Here is an 18,036-nt window from a genome sequence, read left to right as displayed (position 1 = left end):
GCTTCCAATCTCGATGCTAGGTTTAGCTCACCGCCCGTGTAGCTCAGCCGGTAGAGCAGCGCACTCGTAACGCGAAGGTCGCAGGTTCGATTCCTGTCTCGGGCACCATCCCCTGTTATTTCACCTTGCTTCTCAGATCATCCACGGCGCGTTTCAGCTGATCCAGTTGGCTGTCCTGATTGCTGACGTCCCGCTTGAGGCTGGACAGGTCGCTGGAACTCGCGCTGGAGCTCGACCCGGCGCTACGTTTCAAGTCTTCCACCTGACTGGCGAGCCTTTTCAAGTCGTTGTCCTGTGCGCTGACGGTGCGCTTGAGGTCGCTCACTTCGCTGGAGCTGGAGCTTGAACTGGAGTTCGAGCCGCTGCTGCGCTTGAGATCGTCCATTTGGCTGGCGAGCTTTTTCAGGCTGTTGTCCTGTTCACTGACCGTGCGCTTGAGGTCGCTCACTTCGCTGGAACTGGCGCTTGAGCCGGAATTCGAGCTGCTGCTGCTGCGCTTGAGATCGTCCACTGCTTTGGCGAGGTTTCTCAGGCCGGTTTCCTGTTCAGTGAGCGTGCGCTTGAGGTTGGCCACTTCGCTGGAACTGGAGCTGGAACTCGAACCACTGTTGCGTTTGAACTCCTCCAATTGTTTGGTGAGTTCTTTCAGGTCCTTGTCCTGTTCGGTGGCAGTGCGTTTGAGGTTGGTTATCTCACTGGCACTCGAACTGGAGTTTGTTCCGTTGTTGCGCTTGAGTTCCTCGATGAGACGAGCCTGCGCTTCGAGGGCATTTTTGAGTTCCTTGATGTCATCCGTGTTGGTTTTAGCGGTGCGTTGCAGTGTTTCCACGCCCTCGACGCTGAGATTGCTCCTGACCATGACGTCTTTACCGTACCGGTTGTTGAGGACGAGGAATCTGTCGGAGGACGAAGGGTTGTCCGAGGTGAACTCCAGACCGGCTTGGGCCGTATTGGCCATTGCCATGTTGCCAAGAAAAAGGGCGGCCATGCCGGTTGCCAACAGGGTAGACGGAAGCTTCTTGAAAATGCGCATCACCTGAGTTCCTTGTGAAGTGCCTAGATGGCACATCGCTATGACTTTGCTTTTTGAAGGTTGTTCCTGTGTGGCGAGCGAATATTTTCAGAAAAACCGCTCGGTATTTTTTTTGTAGATTTGATGTAAAAGTCCATATAAATCGTCTTCCAAACGTCCTATATTCGGATATTGCACGAGCATCACCCTGCAGTTTTCAAATGATCCACGAATGGTTCTGAAGGCCAGACAAACCGGGTTTCACACGGTTTTTTGCGTCAGAGAGATCCTTGATGATCCAGATCCATCTTCCATTCCCCCGATCAGCGAGAACGACATGACCGTTAAAGAATTGACCCAGGAAGCCAGGCACGAAGAAGCGCTGAAGAAGTACGTGCTGGACGCGCCCCAACTGCTGGAAGAGATCAAGGACTTGCCCGCCGACGATCAGAAAGACCAGATTCAATGGGCGTTCGAGGATGAAGCAGAAGCCCAGGGCCTGCAGCCATGGGAGCTGACGCTCAAGTACACCTCGAGCCCGGAAGAGTTTGAAGCGGCGCGACTGGTGTTGCACAAAGAGGCGGCCGAGGTATTGGGCGTCGAGTGGGAAGAGTACTGCGAGATGAATAATCTGGTGGTCTGACCAAGCATGTAGGAGCGAGCTTGCTCGCGATGGACTTAAGAGCGCCGCGTTTAGCCAGTAAACACGCGTTATCGTTAACGACCATCGCGAGCAAGCTCGCTCCTACAGTTTTTTCTTTTCGTGTGATCAGAGGCTGAGCCGCATCGACAGATCGACAGCCTTCACGTCCTTGGTCATCGCACCAATCGAAATGTAATCCACCCCGGTTTCTGCGATCGGCAGCAGCGTGCTTTCGTTGATGCCGCCGCTGGCTTCCAGTTTTGCCTTGCCGCCATTCAGGCGCACGGCCTCGCGCATGTCATCCAGGCTCAACTCGTCGAGCATGATGATGTCGGCACCCGCTGCAAGCGCTTCCTTCAGCTCTGCCAGGCTTTCCACTTCGATCTCCACCGGTTTGCCCGGGGCGATCTTGTGCGCGGCGTTGATCGCTTCAGGGATGCCACCGCTGGCAGCAATGTGGTTTTCCTTGATCAGGAAGGCGTCGTACAGGCCGATGCGGTGGTTGTGGCAGCCGCCGCAGGTCACGGCGTACTTTTGCGCCAGACGCAGCCCCGGCAGGGTTTTGCGGGTGTCGAGCAGCTTCACCTGCGTCTCGGCGACGAAATCCGCCAGGTATTGCGCACGAGTGGCCACGCCGGAGAGCAATTGCAGGAAATTCAGCGCACTGCGTTCGCCTGTGAGCAGGGAGCGGGCAGGGCCTTCGAGGTGGAACAGCACTTGATTGGGCTTCACCCGTTCGCCATCGGCCACCTGCCAATGCACGGCAACTCGTGGGTCCAGTTGCCGGAAAACCGCGTCAACCCAAGCGGTGCCGGCGATGACCGCGGCGTCGCGCGTGATGATGGTGGCTTTGGCCAGGCGTTCGGCCGGGATCAGCTGCGCGGTGATGTCGCCGCTGCCGATGTCTTCGCGCAACGCACGGCGTACGTTGGCTTCGATTTCGGCGGTCAGATCGGCGAGACGTAGATTCGGCATAACGGACTCCACAAACAAAGTGGCTCGATTATAGGGCCATGGTGCGGGGCAACCCAAGGCGCGCGAGACCTTCCGGTCGTTCTGAAACCTGCATTTGGTCGAATCTCTTGAGCCAGCGAGGTTCGGCAGCGGTCCTTTGCAGGTGTCTATTTCAAAGAGAAACACAGAGTCTGCTGGCATACGGGACATCTTTTGCAAGATAATGCGCCTTGCATTTGACGTCATGACTTTGACGTGTCTTTGGTTCGCCGATTATTGAATGACAGCGGGCGGGCATTGTCTTCTGTTGCGCGCGGCTGTGAGGCTGGCGCACTCGATCTTTCCAACCGAACCGAAGCATCACCGTTTCAGGAGGCCAGGATGCACAACGACGGGAATGTAGTGCCTTTGCACAAGGCAACTACCGATCAGGCGAGTCACTCGCCGCTCGCCCGCCTGCCTGTGATTCTGCTTCAGGTTCGCGACAAGGCCGCTCAACAGCTGCGGCATGCTCTGCAGGAGCTGTTCGATAACGCCGACGACACGCTGTTCGAAATGGCTGACCGGGCCCGCAATGACGTCGAGCAGAACATCTTTTTTGAAGCCATGCGCGACTTGCGCCTCAAGCGCAAAAATATCGAGCGGGCGTTTCTCGAACAGTTCTTCGAAGCGTTTGTCGGTCTCGCAGGCAGTATTCAGACGACCTTGCCGCCGGCATTGACCCTCGATATCCAGGCGCAACAGTCCGGTGATGAGCTGGAACGTCGCGTGGCAGTGGAGGCCATGGTCAATAAAGTGCTGAGCCGCGACGGTTTTGCACTTGATCAATTGACCGCCCGGCTCAGCACGTTGCTGGGCAAGCAGCTGGTGACTACGCGCAATCCCCTGGGCCCGGCGATGCTCTGTGAGTATTTCATGCAGGCCGGGCGCAACCTGGGGGTCGAGATCAAGGTCAAGTTGATCATCCTCAAGCTTTTCGAGCGTTATGTGCTCAGTGATGCCGATCAGCTCTACACCGAAGCCAATCAGATATTGATCGCCACCGGCATATTGCCCGACCTGAAGCCGGCCCCGAATCGGCGTGCCATTGATCGTGCGCAGGCCAGTGTTCGTGCCGAGCCCGACGAGGCTGGCAACCGTTGGGACAGCACGCCAATCGATGACAGCGTGCAGGAAGTGTTCGCGGCATTGCAGGAGTTGCTGCTCCACGTGCGTGGCAGTGTCGCGCCAACGCTGGAAACCAGTGCTCAGACGCAACCGATATCCACCCGCGACCTGCTGCGGCTGCTCTCGCACTTGCAGCAGTACGTGCCGGCTCCGGCGGTCCAGGACGAATTCGACCTGCGAAACCAGCTTGAGCAACTGCTGACCCGGGTCAGCGTCAAAAGTGGCAAGTCGCGTGTAGTCGGCGTTGCTGACGAAGATGTGATCAACCTGATCGCCATGCTCTTCGAATGCATCCTCGATGACCGCAATCTGCCGGATTCTCTCAAGGCGCTGATCGGGCGCTTGCAGATCCCGATGCTGAAAGTGGCTGTAATCGACAAGAGTTTCTTCAGCCGCAGCAGTCACCCGGCCCGCCGTCTGCTCAACGAAATCGCCGCCGCGGCCCTGGGCTGGGGCGAGTGCGATGACCATGAGCGCGACAGCCTGTACCTGCGCATCGAGCAAGTGGTGCAGCGTTTGTTGAACGACTTTGTCGACGATCCGGCGATCTTCTCCGAATTGCTGGCGGATTTTCTGGCGTTCACCAGCGACGAGCGTCGTCGCAGCGATTTGTTGGAGCAGCGTACCCGCGACGCCGAAGAGGGCCGCGCCAAAACCGAACTGGCCCGGCAACGCGTCGAGCTGGCGTTGAATCAGGCGTTGTTGGGCAAAGTGCTGCCGCAACGGGTGGTGGCGTTTGTTCAGGACGCCTGGAGCCAGGTGCTGCTGCTGACCTGCCTCAAGCACGGCGATCAGTCCGCCGAGTGGCATGCGGATGTGCAAACCATGGAGCAATTGATCTGGAGCGTGCAGCGTCATGACGACGCTGACGCAAGCCTGCGCCTGTTGGCGCTGGTGCCGGGGTTGCTCAAGTCCTTGCGCGACGGGTTGAGCAGTTCGGCGTTCGATCCGTTCGCCACCGGAGAGTTTTTCAGCGAGCTGGAAGGCTTGCACGTTCAACTGTTCGAACGAGCGGACCTGGCACCGGCCGCCACCCGTCCTGCCGATGCGCCGCTGATGGTTGAAGTGCGCGAAGAAATCGTGCTGCTCACCGCCGACGAAGGGCCAGTCGAAACGGCCTCGGTGCGCTTGCCGGCGGATGATCCGGGCCTGCTTCAAGTCGATCAGTTGCACGCGGGTTGCTGGGTCGAGTTTCAGGAAGATGAGGAAAACACCCTGCGCTGCAAGCTCGCCGCGATCATCGAAGCCACGGGCAAGTACATTTTCGTCAACCGCACCGGCATGAAAGTGCTGGAGCGCAGCCGTACCGGGCTGGCGCTGGATTTCCGTCGTGGCGCGGTGCGCACCCTCGACGACACCTTGCTGTTCGATCGGGCCCTGGAGTCGGTGGTCGGCAACCTGCGGCGGCTCAATCGCGGCAAGTGATCGCGCGCCGAGGGTCTATCGCGGCATACTGGGCACCAACACAGTCGTCGTTGAAGGAACCTGTATGCAGTTGGACCCCGCGAGCGGTTGGTGTCAGGGCGTGAACGTTTGCCCCTCACCCAACTTCAATGCGCGCCCCACGGGCGAAATTTCCCTGCTGGTGATCCACAACATCAGTCTGCCGCCGGCGCAGTTTGCCACTGGCAAAGTGCAGGAATTTTTCCAGAACCGGCTGGATGTCACAGAGCATCCCTACTTTGAAGGGATCGCTGACCTACGGGTGTCTGCGCATTTTCTGATTGAGCGTGACGGCACCGTCACTCAGTTTGTCTCTTGTCTTGAACGCGCCTGGCATGCCGGTGTGTCGTGTTTCGACGGCCGGGAAACCTGTAACGATTTTTCCGTGGGCATCGAGCTTGAAGGCACGGATGATCTGCCGTTCACCGATGCTCAATATGACGCGTTGACGGCCTTGACCTTGCAACTGCAAAGCGCTTTTACGGGCATCACCGCGCAGCGCATCTGTGGGCATAGCGACATCGCGCCGGGGCGCAAGACGGATCCCGGACCTGCGTTCGACTGGGCGCGTTATCGCGCGGCCCTGGCTAAAGAGGAACCACAATGAGTTTTCTGGTGTTGCTGTTGGCGGTCTGGATCGAGAAGTTCTCGGCCCTGCGCCATCGGGTTCAACGTGATGGCGGTTGGGTGGCCGAGTTGCACAAGCTTGAAGCCAACCCGCGTATGGTCAATCGCCCGTGGTTGATTTTGCTGATTCTGGTGCTACTGCCGGTGGCATTGCTGGGGTTGCTGCTGGTGGTACTGGAGCCGGTCGCTTACGGTCTGTTGGCGCTGCCGGTGCATTTGCTGGTGGTGATTTATAGCCTGGGGCGCGGTGATCTGCTGGCCGATCTCGGACCGTTTCGCGATGCCTGGCGCCGGGAAGACCTGCAAGCTGCCGCTCATGTGGCGAAACGTGACCTGGACATTTGTGCCGAAAACGGCGAGCAACTGCTGGAACGGGTTGAGGGGCATCTGCTCTGGGAGGCGTACCAGAGTTTTTTTGCGGTGATTTTCTGGTATTTCCTGCTGGGTCCGGTGGCGGCGCTGAGCTATCGACTGCTGGCCCTCGCCGAAGTACACGGGCAGAACCCGGCCGTCGTCGAGCGCGCCGCACAACTGCGTCACGCGTTCGACTGGGTGCCGGTGCGTCTGTTGGCGGCGAGTTTTGCGCTGGTCGGCAACTTTGTCGCCGTCAGTCGGGTGATGCTGAGCGAACTGCTGAACTGGAACATTAGTGCCGCCCAACTGATCGAGAAGGTCGGGCTGGTGGCCGGTGAAATTCCTGCGCCGGTGGTCGGGCCCGATGGCATCAACAGCCTCGACCGGATCTGGGAGCTGCTGCTGCGTGCGGCGGTGCTCTGGTACGCCGGTTTCGCGCTGTGGACAGTCCTCCCCTAAACACCACCCCCCTGTAGGAGCCGGCTTGTCGGCGATGGCTGCGCCTCGGTGTTTCAGGTACATCGCATTGATGCCATCGCCGGCAAGCCGGCTCCTACAAGGTCTGTAATGGCAAGACGGAGCTTCTCGTCGGATAAGCTGCCGTTAACCTTAAGTTACAAAACCTCCCGTCGATTTAAGCTATACAGAGATAGCACTCAATAGTGGCTATCTGCTGCTTGTCTGTGCCTGCCAATAAAAATAAGAAATCCAAGGGAGACTTCCAGTGAAGAGCTTGCTCTATCCCGCCGTCGCGCTAATGAATCGCCTGAGCTTCGGCATGAAGTTCAGCCTGATCAGCGTTCTGTTCCTGGTGCCCATGCTGGTGACCAACTTTTATCTGGTGCGTGATTCCTATCGCGAATTCCAGGGCACCCGGGTGGAACTGCAGAGCCTCGACCTGCTGGGCAGCAGCCTGTCGCTTCGACGCGACCTGGAAACCCTGAACAACCTGGTGCAGATCAACGTCATCCTTGGCCAGTCCGGCAAGGCCGGTAATCTCGAATCCCAGATCACATCCCTGGAGCAAAACGTTCTGGCCCGCCTGCAAGGGCTGACAGCGATGACCACCGATCCAGAACTGATCACCGTTTTCGATGGCAAACGCGACGAAATGATCACCGCGTTCAAGGCCCAGCAAACGGAAAACTCCCTGCAAAGCAAAAGTGCGCTGATTGGCAAGTTGCTTGGCAATGCACAGATTTTCAGCCAGATCATCGCCAGCCAGGCGGGTTTGAGCCGTGACAATCAGAGCGACATGCGTCAGCTCACCGAACTCATCACCAATGTCACACCGCCCGTCACCCAGACGTTGGGCGATGGTCGCGCCATGGGTTCTTACTCGCTGGGGCAAGGGTTTCTCAATTCGTCTTCGAGCACCCGCTTCGATGAATTGCTGGTGCAGATTGAAAAGCTGCAAGCCGAGTACGGTCTGAAGTTGCAGGATGCGCTGGGGTCGAGCAAGGCGGCACGTGAAACCTTGGCGGCGCAGGCCGAGAGCAGCAAGGCGTCGCTGAAAAAGGCCAGTGAACTGTTCGAAGAACAGGTGGTGATGGCCGACACCCTCGATGCGCCGTGGCTGGCCTTCTACGATCAGGTCAGCGGTCTGATGGACCAGACTTACCAACTCAACGAAGCCACCCTGAAATTCCTCGACACCCAATTGCAACAACGACTGAGCCAGAACCGCACGCACATGGTCTTGCAGGCCGTGGCGCTGTCGGTGGTGTTTGTGCTGATTTTTTACCTCTACGGCGGCTTCTACGCCTCTACTCGCACCACCCTCAAGCGCCTTGGCGCGATGATGGACAAGGTCGCGACCGGCGACATGACCGTGACCTTCAACGCCAACAGCCGTGATGAGCTGGGCGAGTTGGGCGAGGTGTTCAACGGCACGGTGAAGAAAATCCATGACTTGATCGAGCGTGTCGGTCAAACCGTCGGGGAAGTCGAGCGTCAGGCCGGTCAGGTCGAGAACGTGTCCGCCCAGAGCAACCAGGCTGTCGCGGGGCAGCGCACGCAGATCGAGCAAGTCGCCACGGCGATGAACCAAATGTCGGCCACCTCGCTGGAGGTGGCCCGCAGCGCCGCCGCGGCGGTCAGCAGTGCCCACAGCGTCAATGACGAAACCATCAGCGGTCGCGGGTTGGTGGAGTCTCAGCAGGGCAGCATTGCTGCGCTGGCCAGCGAGATCGATCAGTCGGTGCTGGTGATCAATCAACTGGCCAGCGACAGCCAGTCCATCAGCCGCGTGCTGGAAGTGATCAAAAGCATCGCCGAACAGACCAACCTGCTGGCGCTCAACGCCGCTATCGAAGCCGCGAGGGCAGGCGAGCAGGGGCGTGGTTTCGCGGTGGTGGCGGACGAGGTCCGGACCCTGGCCAAACGCACCCAGCAATCGACCGAAGAAATCGAACAGATGATCGCCAAACTGCACAGCGGTGTCGGCGCCGCGGTGAAGGCCATGGGCACCAGTCATCAAATGGCCAACGGCACGGTGGGGCAGTCGGAAAAGGTCCAGCAGGCGCTGGAAAACATCCTTGGCGCTGTCGGCATGATCGTCGATCAGAACCAGCAGATTGCAGCCGCCGTAGAGCAGCAGACCGCCGTGGCTCACGACATTGACCAGAACATCGTCGAGATCAACCGGGCTGGCGAACGTACCGCCGAAGGTGCGCACCAGACCGAGGACGCCAGCCGGGCGCTGTCGGCGCAGGTGGTGGAGCTCAAGCAGTTGATCAGCGCGTTCCGGGTCTGAGGAACCGCATAACCCCTGTAGGAGCGAGCCTGCTCGCGATGGCGTAGGTACATTCACCCTACAGGGTGTTTACCAGACCGCTATCGCGAGCAAGCTTGCTCCTACAGTTTTGCGCGTTGTCTGTAGTATTTGTTACTTGGTCACGCCGGCAATTTCCGTTTTTCCCTTGGAGTCTGGTTTTTGGTCTTCAATGAGGGATGATCCACAACCCTGACCTACTCTGAGGAGGCTCGGTTATGTCCTTCGCTACAACTGGAATCCAAGGCCATTGTGCCCATTGCGGATGCACACTCCTGCTCGAACCCTGGCAACTCAACGCCATTGCCATCCATGAAGCCTTCGCCTGTTCCCACTGTCACAAAGCCTTGCAACTGAGCGACCCGAAACAGATCAGGCGCATCAAATCCCTCGACTCACTCGCGATGCTGCGGGCGAGCACGCTGGTGATGGTATGCACCGCGTTGCTGGTGGCGTTGGTGATGGAATGGGTGGGGATGCTCAGCGTGGTCGAGCAGGTGAATTTCTCGATGGTTGCGATTCTGGTCTACTTCATCGTTGTCCAGTACGCGAGACAGCGGCAACACATCACGCTGATTCTGGATGCCGCGAAGGCGCATGGCGACTGATTACCAGTTGAACAACTCACACGCATTGGCCGTGCTCGCGGCGGCCAACTGCTCGGGGCTGATCGCCATGATGTCAGCCAGTGCCGAACAGATCGCCGGCAAATGCGCCGGGCTGTTGCGTTGACCGGGAAACATGGCGGGGGCCATGTCCGGTGAGTCGGTTTCCAGCACCACAGACTCCAACGGCAACTCGGCAAGCACCCGGTGCATGCGCAACGCCTGCGGCCAGGTCGCCGCGCCGCCCAGGCCCAGTTTGAAGCCGAGCCTGATGTACTCGCGGGCCTCTTCCTTGCTGCCGGCGAAGGCGTGAATAATCCCCGCGCGTTTCAACTTGAAGCGCTTGAGCGTGGCAATCACCGCCGCATGGCTGCGCCGCACGTGAATCAGCGCCGGCAGATTAAAGTCCGCCGCCAGTTGCAGTTGCGCATCGAACAACGTCTGCTGGCGTTCGCGGTCGAGGGTTTCGATGAAGTAATCCAGGCCGATCTCGCCCACCGCGCACAGCTGTCGGTGACCGGCCAGGCGGGTCAGCCACTCGGCGAGTTCGCGTAGGTCCTCAGGCCGATGCTCGTCCAGATACACCGGGTGCAAACCGAACGCCGCGTGCAGATCGGGATCGCTTTGCACCAGGTCCCAGACCTGCTGCCAATTGGCCTGATAAACCCCCAGCACCACCATCCGCCGCACGCCGAGGGCGCGGCTCTCGGCGAGCAGCGCCTGACGATCCTCGTCGAAGTCCGGAAAATCCAGATGAGTGTGGCTGTCGATCAGCTCCACGGTTCAGTCCTGGCGAATACGCTGCTTGAAGGTCCGCGCAATGGCTTGCACGCCGGGCTGGTAATCGGACTGCTCGATGGCGGCCAGGGCCAGTTCCAGCGCTTTGTCGGCGATCAACTGGTGTTGCTGGGCCATGGCGTTGACCGGCAGCGGCAGAAAGTCCAGCAACTGCGTGTCGCCGAATGTGCCGAGGCGCAGCGGGCGGTTTTTCAACGGGAAGTCGTGCAAGGCGTCGAACACACCCTGGAGCAGCACGTAGGAAGTGGTCACCAGCGCGTCCGGCAAATGCCCCAGGCGCTGAAGCATTTCTTCCATCAGTTGCTTGCCGTACTCACGGCTGAACGATTCGCCGTGTTCGATCAGGATCTCGCCCTTGAACCCGGCCAGCGCTTCCTTGAACCCGGCGGCCCGTTCCTGACTGATGCTCAGCTCGGGGCGCGCGCCGATCAGGGCGATCTGCTTGGGCAACGGGTCGAGCAGGCTGCGCGTCAGTTGCAGGCTGGCTTCACGATCATCACTGATCACCGAGCAGAAATGCTCGGGCTCCATGACCCGGTCGATGGCGATGATTGGGATGCCTTTGGCTTGCAACTGGCGGTAACTGTCGTCGCCGGACGGCAGGCAACTGGCGACGATCAACGCGTCGCAGCGCCGGGCGCGGAACAATTGCAGCAGTTGCCGTTCGCTGTCCGGCGCATCGTCGGAACTGGCGATCAGCAACTGATAACCGCGGGCCCGGGCACCTTGCTCCAGCAGCTTGGCGATACGTGCGTAACTGGGGTTTTCCAGGTCCGGAAGAATGAAACCCAGCGTGCGGGTGTGCCGACTGCGCAGCCCGGCCGCTTGCGGATTGGGCGTGAAGCCATGTTCTTCAACAACCGCGCGCACGCGCTCGACGGTGGCACTGCTGATGCGTTGCTGTTCCGCCTTGCCGTTGATGACATAACTGGCGGTGGTCACGGACACACCGGCCAGTTGGGCGATATCACTGAGTTTCAACTCGGGATTTCCTTGTTTTTCGGCCGATACTTTCGCCAATCCTACCCGATTCAGGCAGGGGACTATTGTCGCAACATATCCGACAAGTTGGACTTCAAGGATGGGACATTATCGAGTAACGTGCCAATCATTATAGATTAAACGTTTCAGCAAGCGTATTTTCTACGCATCAGGTGCATTTGGCCGGTTCTGCCGCGAAACCGCCAAAAGTGATGATTAAGCGCCTAAGCTGACTCATTCAAAACAATACCTGGCACCTCAAGGTGCCAAAAAGGAGAAAGCATGCTCGAGCTCACTCTAGAGCAGATTTCCATGGGCCAGTCGGCCGTGGACAAGTCCGCAGCACTGCATTTGTTGGCGCAGCATCTGGTCAACGACGGCCTGGTCGCCGAAGGTTATCTCGCCGGTTTGCAGGCGCGCGAAGCCCAGGGCTCGACCTTTCTCGGTCAAGGTATTGCCATCCCCCACGGTACGCCGCAAACCCGCGACCAGGTGTTTTCCACTGGCGTGCGGCTGATGCAGTTTCCCGACGGTGTGGATTGGGGCGATGGTCAGATCGTCTACCTGGCGATCGGCATTGCGGCCAAATCCGATGAGCACTTGCGCCTGTTGCAACTGCTGACCCGCGCCCTTGGCGAAACCGATCTGGGCCAGGCCCTGCGTCGCGCCAGTTCTGCCGAAGCGTTGCTGAAACTGCTGCAAGGCGCGCCGCAGGAGCTGGCGCTGGATGCACAGATGATCGGCCTCGGGGTGTCTGCCGATGACTTCGAAGAACTGGTCTGGCGCGGTGCCCGTTTGTTGCGTCAGGCAGATTGTGTGAGCAATGGTTTTTCTGCGGTTTTGCAGCAAGTCGACGCGTTGCCGCTGGGCGACGGTTTGTGGTGGTTGCACAGCGAGCAAACGGTGAAGCGTCCGGGCCTGGCGTTTGTCACGCCGGACAAACCGATGCGCTACCTCGGCCAGCCGCTCAGCGGTCTGTTCTGTCTGGCCAGCTTGGGCGAGGCGCACCAGGCGTTGCTCGAACGCCTTTGCGCGTTGCTGATCGAAGGCCGTGGCCATGAACTGGGACGCGCTACCAGCAGCCGTAAAGTCCTCGAAGTGCTCGGCGGTGAACTGCCGGCGGACTGGCCGAGCGCACGCATTGCGCTGGCCAATGCCCACGGTTTGCATGCGCGCCCGGCGAAGATCCTCGCGCAACTGGCGAAGAGTTTTGAAGGCGAAATTCGTGTGCGCATCGTCGATGGCCAAGACAGCGCGGTGTCGGTGAAAAGCTTGAGCAAACTGCTCAGCCTCGGCGCCCGTCGCGGTCAGGTGCTGGAATTCATCGCCGAGCCGAGCATCGCCGCCGATGCCTTGCCGGCGTTGTTGGCGGCAATCGAAGAGGGGCTGGGTGAAGAAGTCGAGCCTTTGCCTGCCGTGAGCCCGCAGCGCGAAGTGATCACCGAGGTGGCCGAAGTGCTGTTCGCCCCGGCGTCCGGCAGCCTGGTTCAGGCCATCCCCGCCGCACCGGGCATCGCCATCGGTCCGGCGCATATTCAAGTGCTGCAAACCATCGAATACCCGCTGCGCGGTGAGTCCGCCGCCATTGAACGCGAGCGTCTCAAACAAGCGCTGGCGCACGTGCGTCGCGACATCGAAGGCTTGATCGAGCGCAGCAAATCCAAAGCCATTCGCGAAATCTTCATCACCCACCAGGAAATGCTCGACGACCCGGAACTGACCGATGAGGTCGAGACGCGCCTCAAGCAGGGCGAAAGCGCCGAAGCGGCGTGGATGGCGGTGATCGAAGCGGCGGCGAAACAACAGGAATCGCTGCAGGATGCATTGCTTGCCGAGCGTGCAGCGGACTTGCGCGATATCGGCCGTCGCGTGTTGGCGCAACTGAGCGGCGTCGAAACCCCGAGCGAACCTGATCAACCGTACATTCTGGTGATGGACGAAGTGGGTCCTTCCGACGTGGCACGTCTCGATCCGACCCGTGTCGCCGGCATTCTCACCGCCCGTGGCGGCGCCACCGCGCACAGTGCCATCGTCGCCCGTGCGCTGGGCATTCCGGCATTGGTCGGCGCAGGTGCCGCGGTGTTGCTGCTGGCGCCGGGCACGCCGTTGCTGCTCGATGGCCAGCGCGGTCGCCTGCACGTGGACGCCGATGCGGCGACCTTGCAGCGCGCCACCGAAGAGCGTGACACCCGCGAGCAACGCTTGAAAGCGGCGGCCGAACAACGTCATCAACCGGCGCTGACCACCGACGGCCATGCGGTCGAAGTGTTCGCCAACATCGGCGAAAGCGCGGGCGTCACCAGCGCGGTGGAGCAGGGCGCCGAAGGCATTGGCCTGCTGCGCACCGAACTGATTTTCATGGCCCACTCGCAGGCGCCGGACGAAGCGACTCAGGAAGTCGAATACCGCCGCGTGCTCGATGGCCTCGCCGGTCGGCCACTGGTGGTGCGCACCCTCGACGTTGGCGGCGACAAGCCGCTGCCGTATTGGCCCATTGCGAAAGAAGAAAACCCGTTCCTCGGCGTGCGCGGCATTCGCCTGACCTTGCAGCGTCCGCACATCATGGAAGCGCAATTGCGCGCCCTGTTGCGGGCCGCTGACAACCGCCCGCTGCGCATCATGTTCCCGATGGTCGGCAGCGTTGACGAGTGGCGTCAGGCGCGGGACATGACCGAGCGCTTGCGCCTGGAAATCCCGGTGGCGGACCTGCAACTGGGGATCATGATTGAAGTGCCATCGGCCGCACTGCTGGCGCCGGTGTTGGCCAAAGAGGTCGATTTCTTCAGCGTCGGCACCAACGATCTCACGCAATACACCCTGGCCATCGACCGCGGTCATCCGACCTTGTCGGCCCAGGCTGACGGCTTGCACCCGGCGGTGCTGCAACTGATCGACATCACCGTGCGCGCGGCCCATGCCCATGGCAAATGGGTCGGTGTGTGCGGCGAACTGGCGGCCGATCCGCTGGCGGTGCCGGTGCTGGTCGGCCTCGGTGTAGACGAGTTGAGCGTGTCGGGCCGCAGCATTGCCGAGGTCAAGGCGCGCATTCGCGAACTCAGCCTGACCCAGACTCAAACCCTTGCCCGACAGGCGCTGGCCGTGGGCAGCGCCAATGAAGTGCGCGCATTAGTGGAGGCCCTGTAATGGCCAAGATCCTGACCCTGACACTCAACCCGGCGCTGGACCTGACGGTGCAGTTGCCGCGCCTTGAGCCCGGCCAGGTCAATCGCAGCGACGAGATGCACACCCACGCCGCCGGTAAAGGCGTGAACGTGGCGCAGGTGCTGGCAGACCTCGGGCATTCGCTCACCGTCAGCGGCTTTCTCGGCGAGGACAACCTTCAGGCGTTCGAAACCCTGTTCGCCAAACGCGGTTTTGTCGATGCGTTTATCCGCGTTCCCGGTGAGACCCGCAGCAACCTCAAACTGGCGGAAAGCGACGGGCGCATCACCGACATCAACGGTCCCGGACCCAAGGTCAGTGAAGCGGCGCAGCAGGCGTTGCTCGATCGACTGGAACAGATTGCCCCGGGGCATGACGCGGTGGTCGTGGCCGGCAGCCTGCCGCAAGGCGTCAGTCCTGAATGGTTGCAGGCGTTGGTTCAGCGCTTGAAAAACCTCGGGTTGAACGTCGCGCTTGATACCAGTGGCGAAGCGTTGCGAGCGGCGCTCAAGGCCGGTCCGTGGTTGATCAAACCGAACACCGAAGAGCTGGCCGAAGTGCTCGGCTGCGAGGTTGTTTCGGTTGCGGCTCAAGCCGAAGCCGCGAGCCGTTTGCATGCCCAAGGCATCGAGCACGTGGTGATTTCCCACGGCGCCGACGGTGTGAACTGGTTCAGTGTCGGTTCGGCGCTGCACGCCACGCCACCCAAGGTCAGCGTCGCCAGCACCGTGGGCGCAGGGGATTCGTTGCTGGCCGGCATGCTTCACGGTTTGCTCAAGCCCGATACGCCGGAACAGACCCTGCGCACCGCCACGGCGATTGCGGCGATGGCGGTCACGCAGATTGGTTTCGGTATCGGCGATGCGGCGCAGTTGGCGCGGCTCGAACAGGGTGTGCGCGTGCGCCCCCTGACAGAACAATAAGAGGGTTTGTCATGAAGTTAGCCATCGTTACGGCTTGCCCCAACGGCATGGTCACCAGCGTGCTGTGCGCCCGATTGCTCGATGCCGCGGCGCAGCGTCAGGGCTGGAGCACCAGTGTCGAAGTGGTGGATGTGGCGCACCCGGAACGCCAGTTGTCGGCGGCCACGATCGAGGCCGCCGAGTGGGTGTTGCTGGTCACCAGCGCGCCGGTGGATATGTCGCGATTCGTCGGCAAGCGTGTGTTCCAAAGCACCCCGGCACACGCCCTGCAAGATGTTGAAGCGGTGCTGCGACGCGGTGCCGAAGAAGCGCAGGTTTACGCCGCAGCCGAAGTCACCGTCGAACCTGCAGCCGTTGCCAAAAGCGCGCCGCGCATGGTTGCGATCACCGCGTGCCCGACCGGCGTTGCTCATACTTTCATGGCCGCTGAAGCCTTGCAGCAGGCGGCCAAGCGATTGGGCTATGACCTGCAAATCGAAACCCAGGGCTCGGTCGGTGCGCGCAATCCGTTGAGCGCCGCCGCGATTGCCGACGCGGACGTGGTGCTGCTGGCCTGCGATATCGAAGTTGCGACCGAGCGTTTTGCCGGCAAGAAAATCTACCGTTGCGGCACGGGCATCGCCTTGAAGCAAGCCGAAGCGACGCTGAACAAAGCACTGGCCGAAGGCAAGCAGGAAAGCGCCGCGACCGGCGCCAAAGGCCCGGCCAAACAAGAGAAGACCGGCGTTTACAAACACCTGCTGACGGGCGTGTCGTTCATGCTGCCGATGGTGGTGGCGGGCGGTCTGATGATTGCCTTGTCGTTCGTCTTCGGCATCACCGCGTTCAAGGAAGAAGGCACACTCGCCGCCGCGCTGATGCAGATCGGCGGCGAGACCGCGTTCAAGCTGATGGTGCCGCTGCTGGCGGGCTACATCGCCTACTCGATTGCCGACCGTCCGGGCCTGGCGCCGGGGATGATTGGTGGCTTGCTGGCGAGCACGTTGGGCGCCGGTTTCATCGGCGGGATCATTGCCGGTTTCATCGCCGGTTACGCGGCGCAGGCGATCAACCGTTACGCGCGATTGCCGCAAAGCCTTGAAGCGTTGAAACCGATCCTGATCATCCCGTTGCTGGCGAGTCTGTTCACCGGGTTGGTGATGATCTACGTGGTCGGTAAACCGGTGGCCGGGATGCTCACCGGGCTCACGCATTTCCTCGACAGCATGGGCACCACCAACGCGATTTTGCTCGGCGTGTTGTTGGGTGGGATGATGTGCGTCGACTTGGGCGGGCCGATCAACAAGGCCGCTTATGCATTCTCGGTGGGGCTATTGGCGTCCCAGAGTTACGCGCCGATGGCCGCGACCATGGCCGCCGGGATGGTGCCGCCGATTGGCCTGGGCATTGCCACGTTCATTGCCCGGCGCAAGTTTGCCCAGACTGAACGCGAGGCGGGTAAAGCGGCGTTGGTGCTGGGGTTGTGCTTCATCTCTGAAGGCGCGATTCCGTTTGCCGCCAAGGACCCGCTGCGGGTGATCCCGGCGAGCATTGCCGGTGGCGCGCTGACCGGTGCGCTGTCGATGTATTTCGGCTGCAAACTGATGGCGCCGCACGGTGGATTGTTCGTGTTGGCGATCCCGAATGCGATCAACCATGCCTTGTTGTATTTGCTGGCGATTGTCGCGGGGAGTTTGCTGACGGCGGTGGTGTATGCGGTGGTCAAGCGACCTGAGGTTGTCGAGTTGGCAATAGAACCCGTCAACGCATAATCCACCTTTGTAGGAGCCAGCTTGCTGGCGATATCGGTTTTGAAATCGCCATCGCCAGCAAGCCGGCTCCTACAAGGTTGTGGCTATCACAAAATGCATGAACGACACGGAGCTGTAGGAGCAAGCTTGCTCGCGATAGCGGCTTCCCAGCCAACATAGTTCCTGAGTGCTAAACCGCTCTCGCTCCCACAGTGGGCTGGTTTGTTTTCGGAGTCATGCCTCATTTCTCCTTGAACCCCGGTAAACCTTGAGTGGCACGCCATTCCTTGAGTGTGCGAGTGATACCTTCTGCCGAGTCGTCAGCGCCGTCTTCCGGGTAAAAAATCAGATCTGACCCTAATGGATGTTCACTGATTTTTTCAAAGTGGAACACCAACGTGTCAATCTCTTTTTCCGTTCCATCGTGGCTGATGATGCTCTGAAGCAAAGCCACGAACTCGCTCTCTGTGTATTCACCGATTTTGTTTTTCATGGTTTCTGCCGGACTTCCTTGTGAGTTGTTGCGTGTTGTTTGGGTGTCATCACGCGAAGGTTATCAATATCGAAAACAGCACCTCCATGCTGGATATGTTCAATGTGATGCAATTCATAACGAGCGTTTCCGCCGTTACGCCCGGTCTTGGGGGCAAACGGGGAGTTGCCACCCAGAACGAAACTTTGGTTGCTGGCCTTGAACTGGCCAAGTAGCTCTGCATCATTTCCCACAGCAGTCCAAAACGCCTTCCTGAATGCATCAAAGTCTCTGAATTTTTGCCCCCGAAGCACATCCGCAATGCGTGTTGGAATGGGCGAACCCTGCCCAGTACTGGCCCCCGCCAGCCAAACCCCCGCCACATCTTCACC

The 18,036-nt window shown here is 60.2% G+C and carries 15 protein-coding genes and 1 tRNA gene; 10 read left to right on the top strand and 6 right to left on the bottom strand.

The genetic code is table 11. The features are described from left to right. Nucleotides 1-32: 32 nt before the first annotated feature. A tRNA-Thr gene (locus tag KGB24_RS10425) sits at nucleotides 33-108 on the top strand. A gap of 7 nt (nucleotides 109-115) precedes the next feature. On the opposite strand, the gene KGB24_RS10420 is transcribed toward KGB24_RS10425, so the two are convergent. Beyond that, nucleotides 116-1,033 carry a hypothetical protein gene (locus tag KGB24_RS10420; protein WP_223414116.1) on the bottom strand — a complete coding sequence of 306 codons (918 nt, stop codon included), beginning with the start codon at nucleotides 1,031-1,033 and terminating at the stop codon, nucleotides 116-118. 316 nt (nucleotides 1,034-1,349) lie between these two features. Between KGB24_RS10420 and KGB24_RS10415 the strand changes: the two genes are divergently transcribed. Beyond that, on the top strand, nucleotides 1,350-1,655 hold the full coding sequence (locus KGB24_RS10415) for a DUF6388 family protein (protein WP_008024451.1): 306 nt from the start codon (nucleotides 1,350-1,352) through the stop codon (nucleotides 1,653-1,655). A 126-nt stretch (nucleotides 1,656-1,781) separates the two neighbouring features. On the opposite strand, the gene nadC is transcribed toward KGB24_RS10415, so the two are convergent. After that, the gene (gene nadC / locus KGB24_RS10410) at nucleotides 1,782-2,630 is read right to left on the bottom strand and encodes a carboxylating nicotinate-nucleotide diphosphorylase (protein WP_008024450.1); all 849 of its coding nucleotides are present in this window, start codon (nucleotides 2,628-2,630) and stop codon (nucleotides 1,782-1,784) included. Nucleotides 2,631-2,990: 360 nt separating this feature from the next. On the opposite strand from nadC, the gene KGB24_RS10405 reads away from it, so the two are divergent. The 5 genes from KGB24_RS10405 to KGB24_RS10385 all read left to right on the top strand — a co-directional run bounded on the left by KGB24_RS10405 (nucleotide 2,991) and on the right by KGB24_RS10385 (nucleotide 9,581). Beyond that, nucleotides 2,991-5,201, top strand: coding sequence for a DUF1631 domain-containing protein (locus KGB24_RS10405; RefSeq protein ID WP_223414115.1), 2,211 nt, complete (start codon nucleotides 2,991-2,993; stop codon nucleotides 5,199-5,201). Between the two features lie 64 nt (nucleotides 5,202-5,265). Further along, complete coding sequence (gene ampD, locus KGB24_RS10400) at nucleotides 5,266-5,826, top strand: 1,6-anhydro-N-acetylmuramyl-L-alanine amidase AmpD (RefSeq protein ID WP_008024447.1); 561 nt, start codon at nucleotides 5,266-5,268, stop codon at nucleotides 5,824-5,826. After that, complete coding sequence (ampE, locus tag KGB24_RS10395) at nucleotides 5,823-6,659, top strand: regulatory signaling modulator protein AmpE (RefSeq protein WP_223414113.1); 837 nt, start codon at nucleotides 5,823-5,825, stop codon at nucleotides 6,657-6,659. The genes ampD and ampE overlap by 4 nt, the downstream gene beginning before the upstream one ends. A 265-nt stretch (nucleotides 6,660-6,924) precedes the next feature. After that, nucleotides 6,925-8,955: a methyl-accepting chemotaxis protein gene (locus KGB24_RS10390; protein ID WP_223414112.1), complete on the top strand. Its 2,031-nt coding sequence runs from the start codon at nucleotides 6,925-6,927 to the stop codon at nucleotides 8,953-8,955. 236 nt (nucleotides 8,956-9,191) lie between these two features. After that, entirely contained in the window at nucleotides 9,192-9,581 is a 390-nt protein-coding gene (locus tag KGB24_RS10385; protein ID WP_223414111.1) for a hypothetical protein, read from the top strand. Here the strand turns inward: KGB24_RS10385 and KGB24_RS10380 are convergent, their stop codons facing one another. After that, the gene (locus tag KGB24_RS10380) at nucleotides 9,582-10,358 is read right to left on the bottom strand and encodes a TatD family hydrolase (protein WP_223414110.1); all 777 of its coding nucleotides are present in this window, start codon (nucleotides 10,356-10,358) and stop codon (nucleotides 9,582-9,584) included. A 3-nt stretch (nucleotides 10,359-10,361) separates the two neighbouring features. After that, nucleotides 10,362-11,357, bottom strand: a complete 996-nt coding sequence (gene cra, locus KGB24_RS10375; protein WP_008036238.1) for a catabolite repressor/activator — start codon at nucleotides 11,355-11,357, stop codon at nucleotides 10,362-10,364. A gap of 282 nt (nucleotides 11,358-11,639) precedes the next feature. On the opposite strand from cra, the gene ptsP reads away from it, so the two are divergent. Genes ptsP through KGB24_RS10360 form a run of 3 tightly spaced genes read left to right on the top strand, consistent with a single transcriptional unit; the run spans nucleotide 11,640 to nucleotide 17,193 of the window. Further along, complete coding sequence (gene ptsP / locus KGB24_RS10370; RefSeq protein ID WP_223414109.1) at nucleotides 11,640-14,501, top strand: phosphoenolpyruvate--protein phosphotransferase; 2,862 nt, start codon at nucleotides 11,640-11,642, stop codon at nucleotides 14,499-14,501. Then, nucleotides 14,501-15,442: a 1-phosphofructokinase gene (gene pfkB / locus KGB24_RS10365; protein ID WP_008024435.1), complete on the top strand. Its 942-nt coding sequence runs from the start codon at nucleotides 14,501-14,503 to the stop codon at nucleotides 15,440-15,442. Before ptsP ends, pfkB begins: the two co-directional genes overlap by 1 nt. An 11-nt stretch (nucleotides 15,443-15,453) precedes the next feature. Beyond that, nucleotides 15,454-17,193: a PTS fructose-like transporter subunit IIB gene (locus KGB24_RS10360; protein WP_223414108.1), complete on the top strand. Its 1,740-nt coding sequence runs from the start codon at nucleotides 15,454-15,456 to the stop codon at nucleotides 17,191-17,193. A 220-nt stretch (nucleotides 17,194-17,413) separates the two neighbouring features. Here KGB24_RS10360 and KGB24_RS10355 read toward each other — a convergent pair whose 3' ends face one another. Both KGB24_RS10355 and KGB24_RS10350 read right to left on the bottom strand, forming a co-directional pair. Then, on the bottom strand, nucleotides 17,414-17,665 hold the full coding sequence (locus KGB24_RS10355) for a bacteriocin immunity protein (RefSeq protein ID WP_223414107.1): 252 nt from the start codon (nucleotides 17,663-17,665) through the stop codon (nucleotides 17,414-17,416). Further along, nucleotides 17,662-18,036: HNH endonuclease signature motif containing protein (locus KGB24_RS10350; RefSeq protein WP_223414105.1), on the bottom strand; the 375-nt coding region annotated here is incomplete at its 5' end. The genes KGB24_RS10350 and KGB24_RS10355, both read right to left, overlap by 4 nt.

The organism is Pseudomonas sp. BF-RE-25 (assembly GCF_019956105.1).
GTDB lineage: Bacteria > Pseudomonadota > Gammaproteobacteria > Pseudomonadales > Pseudomonadaceae > Aquipseudomonas > Aquipseudomonas migulae.
Note: the sequence above shows the minus strand (reverse complement) of the source record. Positions and strands in the feature narration are given on the sequence as shown.

Bases quoted from the DNA above. Each gene is read 5' to 3' on its own strand.
- KGB24_RS10420 (WP_223414116.1), bottom strand. From the start codon at position 1,033: ATGCGCATTTTCAAGAAGCTTCCGTCTACCCTGTTGGCAACCGGCATG.
- KGB24_RS10415 (WP_008024451.1), top strand. From the start codon at position 1,350: ATGACCGTTAAAGAATTGACCCAGGAAGCCAGGCACGAAGAAGCGCTG.
- nadC (WP_008024450.1), bottom strand. From the start codon at position 2,630: ATGCCGAATCTACGTCTCGCCGATCTGACCGCCGAAATCGAAGCCAAC.
- KGB24_RS10405 (WP_223414115.1), top strand. From the start codon at position 2,991: ATGCACAACGACGGGAATGTAGTGCCTTTGCACAAGGCAACTACCGAT.
- ampD (WP_008024447.1), top strand. From the start codon at position 5,266: ATGCAGTTGGACCCCGCGAGCGGTTGGTGTCAGGGCGTGAACGTTTGC.
- ampE (WP_223414113.1), top strand. From the start codon at position 5,823: ATGAGTTTTCTGGTGTTGCTGTTGGCGGTCTGGATCGAGAAGTTCTCG.
- KGB24_RS10385 (WP_223414111.1), top strand. From the start codon at position 9,192: ATGTCCTTCGCTACAACTGGAATCCAAGGCCATTGTGCCCATTGCGGA.
- ptsP (WP_223414109.1), top strand. From the start codon at position 11,640: ATGCTCGAGCTCACTCTAGAGCAGATTTCCATGGGCCAGTCGGCCGTG.
- pfkB (WP_008024435.1), top strand. From the start codon at position 14,501: ATGGCCAAGATCCTGACCCTGACACTCAACCCGGCGCTGGACCTGACG.
- KGB24_RS10360 (WP_223414108.1), top strand. From the start codon at position 15,454: ATGAAGTTAGCCATCGTTACGGCTTGCCCCAACGGCATGGTCACCAGC.
- KGB24_RS10355 (WP_223414107.1), bottom strand. From the start codon at position 17,665: ATGAAAAACAAAATCGGTGAATACACAGAGAGCGAGTTCGTGGCTTTG.